Below are 15,547 nucleotides of genomic sequence, written 5' to 3' on the forward strand. Positions count from 1 at the left end.
TCATTCTCCCTTGTCGCCTGACGAGTTTCTGGGCTCGGTCATGCCCTTGAGCACCGCGAAGAGCGAGGCGGTGTCCTCCTTGCCGCGCCCTTCCGCCAGCGCCGCGAAATAGAAGGGCAGGCTCGCCGCCATCAGCGGGGTGGGCGAGCGCATCTCGCGGGCGAAGTCCATGATGAGCTGCAGGTCCTTGATGTAGATGTCCATCTTCATCGTCGCCGGCTCGTAGCGGTTCTCGATCATCATCGGCGCGCGCACGTCGAACATGCGCGAGCCGCCCGCGCCCGGACGGATCGCGTCGTAGACGAGGTTGAGGTCGAGCCCGGCCCGGTCGGCGAGCAGCAGCGCCTCGGCGGTGGAGAGGTTGTGGATCGTCACCAGCAGGTTGGCGATGTATTTCAGCTTCATGCCGGTGCCGAAGCCGCCGCAGTAGCGCACGTCGCGGGCGAAGCCGGCGAAGGCCGCCTCCACCTTGCGGAACGCCGCCTCGTCGCCGCTGGCATAGATGGAGAGGTCGCGCCGCGCCGCCTGCGCGCCGGTGCCGCTCACCGGGCAATCGAGCACATGCGCGCCCCGGCCCTCCAGCGCGAGGCGGCACGCCTCCTTGGCCTCGATCGGCAGCGTGCCCATCTCGCACACCACCGCGCCGTACCGCACCGCGCCGGCGATCTCCTTCGTCACCGCCTCCAGCGCCTTCACCGAGGGCAGCGCCAGCAGCAGGATATCGGCCGCCTCGGCCACCTCGCGGGCGGAGCCGGCCCGCCGGCCGCCCTGCGCGGCCAGCGTCGCCAGCGCCTCCTCGGCGACGTCGGTGCCGACCACGCCGAACCCGCTCTCCAGCAAGTTCTTCGCATAGGCCGTGCCCATGATGCCGAGACCGATGATGCCGACGGTCTCCTTCGTCTCGCTCGTCACGCGCGTCACTCCGCCGCTTGCCTGGAAATGTCGAGAAACTCCGCCACCCGTGCGTTGAAGCTGGCGACGTCCTCCATGTTCGCGATATGCGCGACGCCGGGCAGGATCTCGAACTGCGCGCCGGGCGTCTCCGCGGCCATGGCGCGCATCGCCTCGGGCGGCGCGCCGGCGTCCTCGGCGCCGACGATGTACAGCGTCTCCGGCTCCATCCGCGCGAGATGGCGCAGATAATCGAGCCCCTGCAGCGCCCTCGCGCAGCCGATATAGCCGACCGGCGAGGTGGCGAGCACCATGCGCGAGGCCCGGTCCACCACCTCCGGCCGGTGCTGCCGCGTTACGGCGGTGAACCAGCGCTCCATGGTGCCGGCCAGCACCGCGCCCATGCCGCCCGCCTCCACCGCCGCGATGCGTTGGTCCCAGCCGGCGACAAAGGGCGGCGGGGCGTCGGCGCGGGCATCGGCGCAGATGAGGCGATTCACCCGCTCGGGATAAGCGAGCCCGAGGCCGAGCGCCGTCATGCCGCCCATGGACAGGCCGAGAATATCCGCCTGCGCGATGCCGAAGCGATCCATCACCGCGACGAGGTCGCCGACCAGCAGCTCGAAGCTGTAGGCCCCCGCCGGGGCGCTGCTGCGCCCATGGCCGCGCGTATCGTAGCGCAGCACCCGGTAGCTCCGGGTCAGGAAGGGGATCTGGTCGTCCCACATGCTCAGATCGGCGGCCAGCGAGTTGGACAGCACGATCCACGGCAGGTGCTCCGGCCCGTCGACCCGCACCGCGATCTCGGCGCCGCCGGAGGCGACGATCTCCGTGATAGGCGTCATAGGCGTCTCCTCTCCGTTTCCCTTGTCTTCCGGGGCGTTTGCCGCCTCCGGCCCGCGGCGACGCTATCGGCGGCGCCTTCGGGCGGCGAAACCATAAGTTCTGATCCCGCCGATCACGAATGCTGATCGTCGTCCGCCACCGCCGTGCGCCGGGCGAAAAACGGAAGCTTCCTTTCGATTGCCGCAGCCGGGCGATTGACAAGAGCGGCGGTTGGATTTGATATTTATCAAACGATAAACAAATCGGACGCGGTTGAAAAGCCCATCCCGCCTTCCCGGAGCCCGCACATCCGGGGCCGTGCCGCACCGCCTTTCCTCCGGCCGGATGAGACGTCAGGCCGGACGCAAAAATCCAGAAAACCGAGGAAGCCCCATGGATATCACCGTCGGTCTCGCCGCCATCGAAGAAGCCTCGCGCAAGCTCTCCAACTGGGGACGCTGGGGAGCGGACGACCACAGCGGCACGCTCAACCATGTCACGCCGCAGGACGTCGTCGAGGCGGCCGGGCTGATCAGGACCGGCAAGGTGTTCGCTCTCGGCATCCCGCTCGATCGCGAGGGGCCGCAGAACGGCCTGTTCGGCGGGCGCTTCAACCCGATCCACCAGATGCTCGCCACCGGCACCGACGCCGTCACCGGCCAGCAGGACTGGAACAGGATCCGCTACGCCGACGACACGCTGAATCTCTGCGTGCAGGGCGCCACCCACTGGGACGCGCTCGGCCACATCTTCTACGAGGACAAGGCCTATAACGGCCACGACCCGCGCCTCATCAACTCGCGCGGGCTCAACGTGCTCGGCATCGAGCACTCCAAGTCGAAGATGAACGGGCGCGGCGTGCTGCTCGACATCGCCCGCTTCCGCGGCGTCGACTGGCTGCAGGACGGCGAATCCATCTCCAATGACGAGCTCGATGCCTGCGCGAAAAAGCAGGGCGTGGAGATCCGCCGCGCCGATTTCGTCATCGTCCGCACCGGCCAGATGGAGCGCTGCCTCGCGGAGGGCGAATGGGGCGGCTATGCCGGCGGCGACGCGCCGGGCGTGAAGTTCGAGAACTGCTACTGGTGCCACGAGAAGGAGGTCGCGGCGATCTGCTCCGACACCTGGGGCGTCGAGGTGCGGCCGAACGAGACCACCGAGGCCAACCAGCCCTGGCACTGGGTGGTGATCCCCGCCATGGGCCTGTGCATGGGCGAGATCTTCTACGTGAAGGAACTCGCCGAGGATTGCGCCAGGGACGGCGTCTACGAGTTCTTCTTCTGCGGCCCGCCGCTGATCATCACCGGCGGCACCGGCTCGCCGATCAACCCGCAGGCGATCAAGTAGCGCCGCATCGGCCGATCAGCCGGGGGACGGCGCGACAGCCGCCCTCCTTTCGCCGCTCATTGCATTGGAGCCGACCATGGCTGCCGCCCGCAAGGTCATCGTCACCTGCGCCTGCACCGGCGCGATCCACACGCCTTCCATGTCGCCGCATCTGCCGGTGACGCCGGACGAGATCATCGCCGATGCGCTCGGCGCCGCCGAGGCCGGCGCGGCGATCCTGCATCTGCACGCCCGCAACCCGGAGACCGGCAAGCCGGACCAGACGCCGGAGGCGTTCGGCCGCTTCCTGCCGCAGCTGAAGCAGCAGACCGATGCCGCCATCAACATCACCACCGGCGGCAGCCCCTACATGAAGGTGGAGGAGCGCGTCCTGCCGGCGGCGCGGTTCAAGCCGGAGGTCGCCTCCCTCAACATGGGCTCGATCAATTTCGGCCTGTACCACCTGCTCGACCGCTACAAGGACTTCAAGTTCGAGTGGGAGCGCCAGCATCTGGAAGCCACGCGCGACCTGGTGTTCCGCAACTCGTTCAAGGACATCGAGTACATACTCGAGACCTGCTACGGCAACGGCACCCGCTTCGAGTTCGAGTGCTACGACATCGCCCATCTCTACAATCTCAAGCACTTCCTCGATCGCGGCCTCGTCAGGCCGCCGCTGTTCGTGCAGTCGGTGTTCGGCATTCTCGGCGGCATCGGCACCCATCCCGAGGACATCATCCACATGAAGCGCACCGCCGACCGGCTGTTCGGCGACCAGTACCGCTGGTCGGTGCTGGGCGCCGGCGCCTCGCAGTTGCGCGTCGCCGCCATGGCCGCCTCGATGGGGGCCAATGTCCGCGTCGGGCTGGAGGATTCGCTGTGGATCGGGCCGGGCGAGCTCGCCCCGTCGAGCGGCGCGCAGGTGAAGAAGGCGCGGCAGATCCTCGAAGGCATGGGACTGGAACTCGCCACGCCCGACGAGGCGCGTGCCATGCTGGATCTGAAGGGCGCCGACCAGGTAGCGTTCTGACCCTCGATTCCAAACGGAGCCGGACATGCTGAACGCCGCCATCATCGGGCTCGGCCGCTGGGGCCAGACCCTCGTCGGGTCGGTGCAGGGCACCAGCGGCCTGCTCCGCTTCACCAGCGGGGCCACCGGCAATCGCGCCAGGGCGGAGGCCTTCGCCGCCTCCGCCGGCATCGCCCTGAAGGACAGCTATGAGGAGGTGCTGGCCGATCCCGCCATCGAGGCGGTGGTGCTGGCGACGCCGCATCTCCAGCATGCGGCGCAGATCGAGCAGGCCGCGGCGGCCGGCAAGCACGTCTTCGTCGAGAAGCCCTTCACCATGAGCAAGGCGAGCGCCGCGGCGGCGGTGGCGGCGAGCGAGGCGGCCGGCATCACGCTCGCCCTCGGCCACAACCGGCGCTTCCATCCGCACATGCAGCGCCTGCGTGCGCTGGTGCGGGCGGGCGAGCTCGGCACCCTCCTGCATTGCCATGGCGAGATGAGCTCGCCCACCGGCCTGTTCCTGCCCAAGGGCGTGTGGCGCACCGATCCCGATCAGTCGCCGGCCGGCGGCATGACCGGGCTCGGCATCCATCTCGTCGATTCGATGATCGACCTGTTCGGCGCGATCGAGGCCGTCGCCTGCCAGAGCGTCAACCGCGCCGCGCCGTCGGGGGCACAGGACACCACCTCGGTGCTGCTGCGCTTCGCGAGCGGGCAGACCGGCACCCTGCTCGCCTTCACGGCGACGGCGCCGGTGTTCCGCTTCGTTGCCTATGGCTCCCGGGCCGTGGCCGGCATCGCCACGCCGACGCTGGACCATTTCACCCTTGAGCCGGCGCCGACCGCGCCGGGCCAGCCGCCGGCCGCGGCCGTCCATGAGACGCTCGCCGGCTTCGACACGCTGCGCGCCGAGCTGGAAGCTTTCGCCGGCGCCGTGCGCGGGCAGGCGCCCTACCCCATCGCCCCCACAGAGATGATCCACGGCGTCGCGGTGCTGGAAGCCATCGTCGCCGCCGTCGGACAGGATCGCTTCGTCACCGTCGCCTGAGGGAGATCGCCATGAGCGTCGTCACGCCCCGCACCCTGATCGTCACTGGAGGCTCCAAGGGCATCGGCGCCGCCATCGCCCGCGCCGCCGGCCTCGCCGGCTTCCGCGTGGCGCTCAGCTACAAGGGCGACGCCGCCGGCGCCGAGCAGGTCGCCCGGGCCGTCGAAGGCGCCGGCGCCGAGGCGCTGATCGTCAAGGCCGACGTGGCGCGCGAAGAGGATGTCCTCGCCCTCTTCGCCGCCGTCGATGCCCGCTTCGGCGCGCCCGACGTGCTGGTCAACAATGCCGGCGGCGTCGGCCCGCTCGGCCGGGTGGACGCCCTCAGCGCGCAGGCCCTCGCCGAGGTGATGGCGGTGAACGTGATCGGCAGCTTCCTGTGCTGCCGCGAGGCGGTCAGGCGCATGTCGACCCGCCATGGCGGGCGTGGCGGCGTCATCGTCAACATGTCCTCGCGCGCCGCCGCGCTCGGCGGCGGCGGCGAATGGGTGCATTACGCCGCCAGCAAGGGCGCGGTGGACAGCCTCACCATCGGCCTCGCCCGCGAGGTGGCGGCGGAAGGAATCCGCGTCAACGCCGTCGCCCCCGGCCTCATCGCCACCGACCTGCACGCCAATGCCGGCGCCCCCGACCGGCTGGAGCGGCTCGGTCCGTCCATCCCGATGCAGCGCCCCGGCACCGCCCAGGAAGTTGCCGACATCGTGATGTGGCTCGCCTCCCCCGCCAGCACCTATGTGACCGGCGCCATCGTGCCGGTGGCGGGCGGCCGCTGAGGCCTCTTCCCCTTGCTACGCCTCGATGACGCGCGGGCCGCCGGCCGGGCCGCGCACGCTGCGGCGCGGCACCGATTCAGCTTGCGAACGATGCGCAAATCATCTTGCATCGTTGACATGATCGAAAATCCACGTGATTATCTATCGATAAATAAGCGACCGCTGCCGCACTGGAAACCGGCGGCAGGCAACGCCAAGCCGACGACGACAGCCTGACGACGACGCCAAGCCGACCGGGACGCCCATTGCCCGCGCGGGGTTCGTGGAACTGCCCGGCCGACACTGCCCAGAACAACAAGCCGCCCGGCAACGATCCGGGGGCATCGGGAGAAGACGACCATGGCAACACGACGCGGCGCGCTGGCGCTCGCGGCCGCATTGGCGGCCCTCATCATCGCACCCGCCGGCCTGACGCCCGCCAGGGCCGATCCGGTGAAGATCCGCATCGGCTGGTCGACCATGCCGGGGCACCTCATCCCGGTGCTCTACAGCAAGCCGGAAATCCTGAAATATTACGGCAAGAGCTATACGGTGGAGCCGATCCGCTTCCGTGGCTCCTCGCCGCAGATCACCGCCATGGCGGCGGGCGAGATCGACATGGCCGCCTTCGGCCCGCTGGTGCTGGCGCTCGCCGTCACCAATGCCCGGCTCGACGTGAAGGTGGTGGCCGACATCATCCAGGACGGCGTCGGGGACTATCACAGCGAGACCTTCATGGTCCGCGCCGATTCCGGCATCGGCAAGGTGACGGACATGAAGGGCAAGCGGGTCGGCACCAATGCCATCGGCTCGGCCTCCGACACCGCCATGCGGGCGATGTTCCGCAAGAACAACATGCAGGACAAGCGCGACTACACCATGGTGGAGGTCGCCTTCCCGAACATCCCGGCGATGATCGACGAGAAGAAGATCGATCTCGGCACCGTGCTGCAGCCGATGTCGGACCAGCTGCTCGCCACCGGCAAGTACAAGGTGCTGTTCACCTCCAAGGACGCCATGGGCCCCTCGCAGCTGGTGTTCCTCGCCGCCAACGGCAAGTTCCTCAACGACAATCGCGCCGCGCTGATGGACTTCTTCGAGGACCATGTGCGCGCGGTGCGCTGGTTCACCGATCCGAAGAACCATGACGAGGCGGTGAAGATCATCGCCAACTTCATGCAGCAGCCGCCGGAGACGCTCGGCTACCTGTTCACCAAGGAAGACTATTTCCGCGACCCCTTCATGGTGCCGAACGTCAAGGCGCTGCAGGAGAGCATCGACATCGCCGTCGATCTCGGCCTCGCCCCGCGCGCCATCAAGGTCGACCCGGACTATGTCGACCTCAGCTTCGTCAAGGAAGCGCAGAAGCGCATCGAGGCCGGCCAATGAGCGTGACGCATCTCTCCGCCTCCCCGCGCAGCCGCGCCCACACCGCCAGCGGCATCTCCGTCCGCGGCGTGTCCCACACCTATGGCGCCCGCACCGCCGGCGGCATGCTGGCGCTCGACGGCATCGACCTCGAGATCGCCGATGGCGAGTTCCATTGCCTGCTCGGCCCCTCCGGCTGCGGCAAGAGCACGCTGCTCTATCTGATCGGCGGCTTCATCCCGGTGCAGGCGGGAGTGATCGCCACATCGGCCGGACCGGTCACCTCACCGGGCCCGGACCGGAGCATCGTTTTCCAGAACTTCGCGCTGTTTCCCTGGAAGACCGTGAAGGACAACGTGCTCTACGGCCTCAAGAAAGCCGGCTTCAACGCCGCCGAGCGCGAGCAGCGCGCCCGGCATTACATCGACATGGTGCACCTCACCGGCTTCGAGAACGCCTACCCCTCCCAACTTTCCGGCGGCATGCAGCAGCGGGCCGCCATCGCCCGCACATTGGCGGTCGATCCCGGCATCCTCCTGATGGACGAGCCGTTCGGCGCGCTGGACGCCCAGACGCGGCGCGTCATGCAGGAGGAACTGCGCGCCATCTGGCGCGACAGCCGCAAGACGGTGGTGTTCGTCACCCATGACGTGCAGGAGGCGGTGTTCCTCGCCGACCGCATCTCGATCATGAGCGCCCGCCCCGGCCGCATCCAGCATGTGATCGACGTCGACCTGCCAAAGGATCGCGGCGAGGAAATACTGGAGAACCGCGAGTTCATCCGCCTCAGCGAACAGATCTGGCGGCTGGTGCGCGAGCAGGCCGTGGCCGCGACCCGGGGGGCGCATTGATGAGCGACATCCTCGCCGGCGGCCGGACTGGGCCGCCGCTCGCCTATGCGATCGTCAACACGGCGGTACGGTTTTCCCCGCTCCTGCTGCTAGCGCTCGGCTGGGAATTCCTCGGGCTCACCGGCCTCGTCTCGCAGCAGATGCTGCCGGGTCTGGGCGAAATCGCCGACGCGTTCTCCTCCATGCTGTTCGGCGGCGAGCTCCTCTACAACACCGCGCGCTCCATCAGTCGCGCCGCGGCCGGCCTCGGCGGGGCCGTGGTGGTGGGCGTGCTGCTCGGCCTGCTCATGGCGCAGTTTCGCCCGGTGCGGCTGCTGTTCAACCCGATCGTGCAGATCTTCTACCCGATGCCGAAATCGGCGCTCATCCCGGTGGTGATGATCTGGCTCGGGCTGGGGGATTCCTCGAAGATCCTCTTGATCTTCCTCGGCTGCCTGCTCCCCGTGGTGGTCGGCACCTATAATGGCGCCCGCGGGGTGAACCCGTTCCTGCTCTGGTCGGCCGCCAGCCTCGGCGCCTCGCGCGTCGACGTGCTGCGCGAGGTGGTGCTGCGCGCGGCGATGCCGGACATCCTCAATGGCTGCCGCACCGCGCTCGCCTTCTCCTTCATCCTGATGGTGAGCTCGGAATTCGTCATCGCCACCGACGGCGTCGGCTTCATGATCTCCTCGCTCGGCGACGGCGGGCAGTACCCCGCCATGTTCGCCGCCATCTTCTTCGTCGCCGGCATCGGATTTGCGGCCGATCGCCTCTACGCGATGTTCGCCCGGCGCGCCCTTCGCTGGAGGGAGGCATGATGAACATGGCCCAGGCCCGGCCCATCGCTCCCAACTCGCCGTCGCAGAAGCAGAAGCTGCCGGCACCCCGCCGGGGGCTGCACCTCTCGCCGCATATGGTCGACGTCGCCGTGCAGGTGGCGGTGGTCGCGGCGCTCGCCGGCATCTGGGAGTTCGGCGCCCGCTTCGGCGCGCTGAACCCCTTCCTGCTGCCGCCGCTCAGCGTGGTGCTGGGGCGGATCTGGGAAGATCTCATCGCCGGCACGGTGCCGGTCGATCTCGGCCTCACCCTCTACCGTGCGCTTCTCGGCTTCGCGATCGGCGCGGTGATCGGCATACCCGCCGGCATCCTGATGGCGCGCTCGAACGTGGTGCGCTGGTTCCTCGACCCGCTGGTGTCCATCGGCTTCCCGATGCCGAAGATCGCCTTCCTGCCGATCTTCATCCTGTGGTTCGACATCTACGACACCTCGAAGATCATCATGGTGGCGTTCTCCTGCTTCTTTCCCATCGTGGCGGCGACCTATGCCGGCTGCTCCAGCCTCGACAAATGGCCGATCTGGTCGGCCCGCTCCTTCGGGGCCGGGGAACGCGAACTGCTGTGGGAGGTCTACCTGCCGATGGCGATGCCGCAGATCCTCACCGGCCTGCAGGTGGCGCTGCCGGTGGGCATGATCACCACCATCGTCACCGAGATGCTGATGGGCGGGCGCGGGGTCGGCGGCGCGATGATCATGGCCGGGCGCTTCGCCGACTCCGTCGGGGTGTTTGCCGGCATCGTGCAGATCATCATCCTCGGCTTCGTGGTGGTGAAGAGCGTCGAGATGATCCGCCGCCGCATCCTGATCTGGCATCCCGAGAGCCGCCGGTGACGCAGGAGACATTGGGGCTGGCCGGCTCACCGCCGCTGGTCTTCTACGGCCTCGACAAGGCGCCGCAGGATGCGGGCCGGTTCGATCATCTCCCCCGGGTGCCGCTGCTTCCGGGGGAGGCGCTGCGGCTGAACGCGGAGGCGTTCGACCTGCCCGCTCCCGCCATCGGCCAGGACATCGCGCCCGGCCCGCGCCTCGCCGGGCATCTCAAGCATCTGTCCGGCAATTGGAGCCGCCTCGGCGGCCTGTTCATCGACGGCTATTTCGCGCATCTGCAGGGGCTCATCGCCGCCCATCGCGCGGAAATCGCCGCGCGATGGGCGGCGATGGCCGGACTGTTCGCGCCGGAGGACGTGCTCTATTCCGCGCCGCTGCCGCTGCCGCGCGCGCTGCTGCCGCTGCCGGCGGAGGGCGGAGGCATCGACCATGTGCCGGTCGACATGTTCTTCTGGCTGGGCGCCGGCCATGCGAAGGCGGTGCTGTTCGCCCCTTCGCCGCTGCTGCCGGCCGCCGAACGCCGCCGCCGCGAGAGGCTCGCCGCCGCGGGCCTCGAGGTGCGTGTGCTCGCCGCTGCCGATCTTGCGCGGCCCGGGGCCTTCGCCGACCTGCTGGGCGAGCGCGGCAACGGCTTCTGGCGCGACGAGGTGCTTCCCGCCGCGCCCGGTGCGCCGCGCCTGCCGGAATTCTAGCCCGGCCCGGCGCCGCTACTGGCACGATACCAGTCGGCGATCTCCTCGCCGGTCATCATCGCCACCTGCCGGCGCGACAGCACATAGTCGAGCAATTCCTCGAAATAGCCGATCCGGTGCGGCACGCCGGTCAGGTAGGGATGGGTGCTGATCGCCATCACCCTGGCGTTGTCCGCCCCCTCCTCCCACAGCCGGTCGAACTGGTCCACGCAGCGGCGCTGGAAGGCGTCGGAGGGCTGGTGCTGGACGGCATGCACGACGATGTCGTTGGTCTCCACCGAATAGGGCACCGACAAGATCGGCCCATGCGCGGTAGACAGCTCCAGCGGCAGATCGTCGATCACCCAATTGGCGACATAGCCGACGCCCGCTTCCTTGAGCAGGTCGAGCGTCTCGTCGTTTTCGGTGAGACCGGGGCTTTCCCAGCCCGGCGGCGGCCGGCCGGTGAAATCGCGTATGGTAGCCACCGTGTCGAAGATCGCCTTCCGCTGGTCCTCCACATGGTGCATGGGCTGCTGCACATAGCCATGGCCCATGAACTCCCAGCCGGCATCGCGCGCCGCCCGCGCCACCCGCTCATAAGAGCGGCACACATGCCCGTTCACCGCGAAGGTGGCGCGCAGGCCGCGGCTCTCGATGGCCTTGAGCAGCCGCCAGAAGCCGACCCGCATGCCGTATTCGTGCCAGGCCCAGTTGGGCAGGTCCGGCATCAGCGGCTGCCCCATGGGCGGCGGCAGCACGGTGCGCGGCATGGCGCGGGCGATGGACCACTCCTCGACATTGACGATGATCCACACCGCCACGCGGGCGTCGTCCGGCAGATGCAGGCGCGGCCGGTCCGGGAAGGCCAGATACGGCGCGCGTTCGCTCAGCAGTCCCATGCTCACAGCCCCAGCAGCGTGCGGGCGGTGCCGCCGGCGATCTTGGCGCGGGTCTCGTCGTCGAAGCTCTCGACGCTGAGAACGTGCTGCACCGGGTCGTAATCGGCCATGTCGTAGGGATAGTCGGTGCCCATCACGATATGGTCGGCGCCATAGGTCTTCACCAGATATTCCAGCTGGTGCGGGGTGAACACCACGCTGTCGAAATAGACCCGCCGCAGATAGTCGGTCGGCGGCTTGGGCAACCCGCCATTCGAATCCTTGCGCGCCCCCCAGGCATGGTCGATGCGCCCGGAATAGGCCGGCAGATAGCCGCCGCCATGCACGGCCAGCAGCTTCAGCTTCGGGTGCCGCTCCAGCACGCCGTCGAAGATCAGGTAGTGCAGCGCCACCGTGGTCTCGAGCGGATTGCCGATGATGTTGCTGAAATAGAAGCGCGAGAACCGCTCCCCGCCGGTGAAGCCGTTGGGGTGGATCATGATCAGCGCGCCGAGCTCTTCCGCCTTGGCGAAGACCGGCTCGAATTCGGGCGAGGACAGCTCGCGTCCGTTCACATTGGTGAGCAGCTGCACGCCCTTGAGACCGAGCTCGCGCACGCAGCGCTCCAGCTCGGCCGGCGCGCTGGCCGGGTCCTGCATGGCGAGCGTGCCCAGCCCGGCGAAACGGTCCGGCCGCTTGGCGACGAAGGCGGCGATGCCGTCATTCACCATGCGGTTGGCGATGACGCCATGCTCGGCATCGACGGTGTAGTAGCACTGGAAGGGCGGCGGGGCGACGACCTGGATGGAGATGCCGAGCTTGTCCAGCACCTTCAGCCGGTCGTCCATGTCGACCATGGTGACGGCCCGGTCCTGGTCCTGGCGCTGGTTCACCTTCCGCGTCTCGTCGTTGGAATGCCTGACCATCGCGATCTGGCTGACATCGAGATGCGGGGCGACATAGGCCTGCGCCTCCGGCACCGCGACATGGGCGTGGATATCGACCGTCACCGTGTCGAGCCGGGCCGGCGTCGCGGAGGGCTGGCGCGCGGAAGTGGGGCCGTAGCGGTTCACATTGCCGCCCAGCGTCGCGGCATCGATGATGCTGTGGTCCATGAAACGTCCTTTCGGGAAAATGATCGCGGCGCGCATGACCTTTTGCGCGGCCGGGTGCGGCGCCGGCGGAGGCCGGCGCCAGCCGGGCTCAGATGCTGCGGCCTCACATGCTCAGGCCTCACATGCTGCGGTCTCACATGCTCTTGGCCTTCCAGGCGGCGACGTCGGCGGCCACCTGCTCGCGCGAGAAGTCGTTGGCCGGGTCGATCAGGCTGCGGTCGAGGAAGCTGGCCGGGTCGATCTCCTTCTGCAGCTCGCCGAGCTTGACCATCGGCCCCTGCACGCGCTTCCACACCTCGGGCTGGAGATCGCCGAGCTTGGGCGTCACCGAGTAGTTCATCGGGATCGAGGCATCGAGGAATTCGCGGCCGAAGGTGGCGTTCTCCCACTCCTCCGGCACCGCCTTGCGGCACATCGCCGCCAGCGCCTCGACATCGACCTTGCCGACCTGCATGCCCTTCGACCAGGCGCGGAAGAAGCCCACCAGCGGCTGGCGCAGTTCATCGAGCTTGCCGCCATTCACCACGAAGGAGTTGGCCGGCGTGTCGGCGACCTCGGGCGGGGTGATCAGCCGGATCTTCATGCCGTTGGCCTGCAGGGACAGCCAATCCGGCACCGCACCGGCGATGGCGGAGACGGTCTGCTTGCGGAAGGCATTGGCGAGCGTCGGCCCCGCTTCGCCCACCACCACCGTCTTCACCTCGTCTATGGTGATGCCGGCAGTGTCGAGCGCGATGGCCAGCGTGGTGCGGTCGCGGTCGGAGACGAGGCCGACCGTGGTGCCCTTCAGCTGCTCCACCGACTTGATCGGACTATCGGCGCTCACCGCGATGCCCTCCGGCGCCCGCTGCATCGCCTCATAGACCACCTTGATGGGGATGCCCGCCTGCACCGACTGGAAGGTCTGCGGCGCATCGAGCATGGCGAGCTCGGCCTGGCCGTTCTGCACGAAGGCGACATAGGGCACGGTGGTGGAGGACGGCAGCAAATTGACCTTGATGCCCTCCTTCTCGAAATAGCCCAGCGCCTCGCCGGCGATCAGCGGATAGAAATTGGCCGACCGCGGCAGCGGCATGATCACGTTGATCGTGCGCAGCCCCTGCGCTGCCGCGCGGCCGGCCGCCATCGGGCCGAGCGCGAGGCCGGCGGCGGTCCCGGCCATCAGGCCGAGGCAGCCGCGACGTGAAATGAAAGCGTTGTCCGTCAGCATGACGCATCCTCCCCTTCGGCGCCTTGCGCGCCGTTGTTCTGTTCGTGCGGTCTCAACGGAAAAGCGGGCGGCGGGCGCGCCGTCGCCCGGCATGTCGCGCGGCGCTCACGCCTGCCGGCGGCCGATGATACCGGCCCAGGCCCTGGCCTTCTTGCGGCTGATCGCCGTCATCCGGGTATCGTGCCGCCAGTAGACCAGCCAGTTGTCGGCCCACTCCATCAGCACGAACAGCGCGTAGCCCATGACGGTGAGGATCACGAGCACCGCGAAGGACGAGGCCATGTTGAGCGCGAAGGTGTAGCGCTGCATCAGCACGCCCATGCCCTCGCTCGCCGAGATGAACTCGCCGACGATGGCGCCGATCAAGGCGAGCGAGATCGCCGTCTTCAGGCCGGCCATGATGATCGGCATGGCGTTGGGCAGCATCAGGCTGAAGAAGATCTGCCGCTTCTTGGCGCCCAGCGAGCGGAACATCTCATTGGCATCTTCATCGACGTTGAGCAGCCCCGTCAGCGTGTTGATGAAGGGCGGGAAGAAGCAGATCAGCGCGCCGATGGCGATCTTCGGCATCATGCCGAAGCCGAGCCAGGCGATGACGATCGGCGCCAGCGCGATGCGCGGCGTCACCTGCAGCGCGATGATGTAGGGCGAGATGTAGCGGCGGAAGCTCTCGTTCAGCCCCGCCGCCACCGCGAGCCCGATGCCGATCACCGAGCCGATCACGAAGCCGGCCACCGCCTCCCACAACGTGACGCCGAGATGGAACCACACCGTGCCCTGGTAGAGCACCATGTTGACCAGCGCGGTGGCGATCGCGCTCGGGCGCGGCAGGATCAGCGGATCGACGAGCTCATAGGTGCTGGCGAATTCCCATACCAGCATCACGGCGAGGAACAGCGCTATGTGGCGGGCGACCTGCCCGATCAGGCGGCCCCGCGCGGGTGCCACATCGGTCATGGAGAGGTTGCCGTCGGTTGCGAGGCTCATCTCAATGCCCTCCCAGGATGGAGCGGACCTCGCCGACCAGCCGGTTGAATTCCGGCGTCTGCATCAGGCCGATCTCGCGCGGGCGCTCGAACGGCACGTCGACGATCTTCGCCAGGCGGCCGGGACGTGGCGTCATCACCATCACCTGGTCGGCGAGGAAGATCGCCTCGGAAATGTTGTGGGTGACGAACAAAACGGTGGCGTCGACATCGTCGACGATGCGCAGCAATTCGAGGTTCAGCCGCTCGCGGGTGAACTCGTCGAGCGCGCCGAACGGCTCGTCGAGCAACAGGATGTTGGCGCCGGTCTGCAGCAGCCGGGCGAGCGCCACGCGCTGCTGCATGCCGCCGGAGAGCTGGCGCGGGAAGCTGAACTCGAAATCCTTCAGCCCGACCAGTTGCAGCAGCTCGATGGCCCGCTTGCGGTCGGCATCGGTAGTGGTGCCCTGCACCTCGGTGGGCAGCAGCACGTTCTCCACCGCGGTGCGCCATTCCAGCAGCGTCGGGCGCTGGAACATCATGCCGACCTCGTGCGAGGGGCCGCTCACCCCGTGGCCGAGCACGCTCAATTCGCCGGCCGACTTGCCGATGAGACCCGCGACCAGCCGCAGCAAGGTGGATTTCCCGCAGCCGCTCGGTCCCACCAGCGAGACGAAGCTGCCGCGCTTGATGTCGAAGCTGGCGCGATCGAGCGCCACCACCTGGCTGTTGAAGGCCTTCACCAGGTCGCGGGCGGAAATGACGATGTCGGGGTCGATATGGCTGGTCGAGGCGGCGACCAGATGGCTGGCAATCGCGTTCATCTCGCTCCTCCGCGTCGCGCGCGCAGCCGGCTTCATTCGCCGGTCAGGCGTCGGGACGGCATGTGGCGTTTCCTTGGCCCTCGGCCCGTCTTCTGCATGATGCGGACGGGTCCGGGGCACCCCCGTTCGGGGTCGTAGGCGCGGGCGGCGGCGAACCGGCCGCGTAGGC

16 protein-coding genes are annotated in these 15,547 nt (G+C 68.3%); 9 read left to right on the forward strand and 7 right to left on the reverse strand.

Annotated features, from left to right (window positions below; translation table 11 throughout):
• Complete coding sequence (locus tag KHC19_RS26285) at positions 1–912, reverse strand: NAD(P)-dependent oxidoreductase (protein ID WP_213350307.1); 912 nt, start codon at positions 910–912, stop codon at positions 1–3.
• A gap of 5 nt (positions 913–917) precedes the next feature.
• Positions 918–1,736 (reverse strand): alpha/beta fold hydrolase, encoded by an 819-nt coding sequence (locus KHC19_RS01825; RefSeq protein ID WP_213350308.1) that lies wholly within the window; start codon positions 1,734–1,736, stop codon positions 918–920.
• Between the two features lie 373 nt (positions 1,737–2,109).
• On the opposite strand from KHC19_RS01825, the gene KHC19_RS01830 reads away from it, so the two are divergent.
• The 9 genes from KHC19_RS01830 to KHC19_RS01870 all read left to right on the forward strand — a co-directional run bounded on the left by KHC19_RS01830 (position 2,110) and on the right by KHC19_RS01870 (position 10,404).
• Entirely contained in the window at positions 2,110–3,063 is a 954-nt protein-coding gene (locus KHC19_RS01830) for a cyclase family protein (RefSeq protein WP_213350309.1), read from the forward strand.
• A gap of 76 nt (positions 3,064–3,139) precedes the next feature.
• Positions 3,140–4,072 (forward strand): 3,5-dioxohexanoate:acetyl-CoA acetone transferase, encoded by a 933-nt coding sequence (kce, locus tag KHC19_RS01835; protein ID WP_213350310.1) that lies wholly within the window; start codon positions 3,140–3,142, stop codon positions 4,070–4,072.
• Positions 4,073–4,097: 25 nt separating this feature from the next.
• Complete coding sequence (locus KHC19_RS01840; RefSeq protein ID WP_213350311.1) at positions 4,098–5,099, forward strand: Gfo/Idh/MocA family protein; 1,002 nt, start codon at positions 4,098–4,100, stop codon at positions 5,097–5,099.
• A gap of 11 nt (positions 5,100–5,110) precedes the next feature.
• Complete coding sequence (locus tag KHC19_RS01845) at positions 5,111–5,869, forward strand: SDR family oxidoreductase (RefSeq protein ID WP_213350312.1); 759 nt, start codon at positions 5,111–5,113, stop codon at positions 5,867–5,869.
• A gap of 339 nt (positions 5,870–6,208) precedes the next feature.
• Complete coding sequence (locus KHC19_RS01850; protein ID WP_213350313.1) at positions 6,209–7,237, forward strand: ABC transporter substrate-binding protein; 1,029 nt, start codon at positions 6,209–6,211, stop codon at positions 7,235–7,237.
• Positions 7,234–8,067 (forward strand): ABC transporter ATP-binding protein, encoded by an 834-nt coding sequence (locus KHC19_RS01855; protein WP_213350314.1) that lies wholly within the window; start codon positions 7,234–7,236, stop codon positions 8,065–8,067. Before KHC19_RS01850 ends, KHC19_RS01855 begins: the two co-directional genes overlap by 4 nt.
• Positions 8,067–8,864, forward strand: a complete 798-nt coding sequence (locus tag KHC19_RS01860; RefSeq protein ID WP_213350315.1) for an ABC transporter permease — start codon at positions 8,067–8,069, stop codon at positions 8,862–8,864. The genes KHC19_RS01855 and KHC19_RS01860 overlap by 1 nt, the downstream gene beginning before the upstream one ends.
• Entirely contained in the window at positions 8,861–9,715 is an 855-nt protein-coding gene (locus tag KHC19_RS01865) for an ABC transporter permease (protein ID WP_213350316.1), read from the forward strand. Before KHC19_RS01860 ends, KHC19_RS01865 begins: the two co-directional genes overlap by 4 nt.
• Positions 9,712–10,404, forward strand: coding sequence for a hypothetical protein (locus tag KHC19_RS01870; protein WP_213350317.1), 693 nt, complete (start codon positions 9,712–9,714; stop codon positions 10,402–10,404). The genes KHC19_RS01865 and KHC19_RS01870 overlap by 4 nt, the downstream gene beginning before the upstream one ends.
• Here the strand turns inward: KHC19_RS01870 and KHC19_RS01875 are convergent.
• The 5 genes from KHC19_RS01875 to KHC19_RS01895 all read right to left on the reverse strand — a co-directional run bounded on the left by KHC19_RS01875 (position 10,401) and on the right by KHC19_RS01895 (position 15,378).
• Positions 10,401–11,285: a polysaccharide deacetylase family protein gene (locus tag KHC19_RS01875; protein ID WP_213350318.1), complete on the reverse strand. Its 885-nt coding sequence runs from the start codon at positions 11,283–11,285 to the stop codon at positions 10,401–10,403. The two genes, KHC19_RS01870 and KHC19_RS01875, sit on opposite strands and share 4 nt — an antisense overlap.
• Positions 11,286–11,287: 2 nt before the next feature.
• Entirely contained in the window at positions 11,288–12,379 is a 1,092-nt protein-coding gene (locus KHC19_RS01880; RefSeq protein ID WP_213350319.1) for an amidohydrolase family protein, read from the reverse strand.
• Between the two features lie 133 nt (positions 12,380–12,512).
• Complete coding sequence (locus tag KHC19_RS01885) at positions 12,513–13,589, reverse strand: ABC transporter substrate-binding protein (RefSeq protein WP_213350320.1); 1,077 nt, start codon at positions 13,587–13,589, stop codon at positions 12,513–12,515.
• A gap of 105 nt (positions 13,590–13,694) precedes the next feature.
• Positions 13,695–14,576 carry an ABC transporter permease gene (locus KHC19_RS01890; RefSeq protein ID WP_213350321.1) on the reverse strand — a complete coding sequence of 294 codons (882 nt, stop codon included), beginning with the start codon at positions 14,574–14,576 and terminating at the stop codon, positions 13,695–13,697.
• Position 14,577: 1 nt separating this feature from the next.
• Entirely contained in the window at positions 14,578–15,378 is an 801-nt protein-coding gene (locus KHC19_RS01895) for an ABC transporter ATP-binding protein (protein WP_213350322.1), read from the reverse strand.
• Positions 15,379–15,547 lie beyond the last annotated feature (169 nt).

This window comes from Ancylobacter oerskovii, from assembly GCF_018390555.1.
GTDB lineage: Bacteria > Pseudomonadota > Alphaproteobacteria > Rhizobiales > Xanthobacteraceae > Ancylobacter > Ancylobacter oerskovii.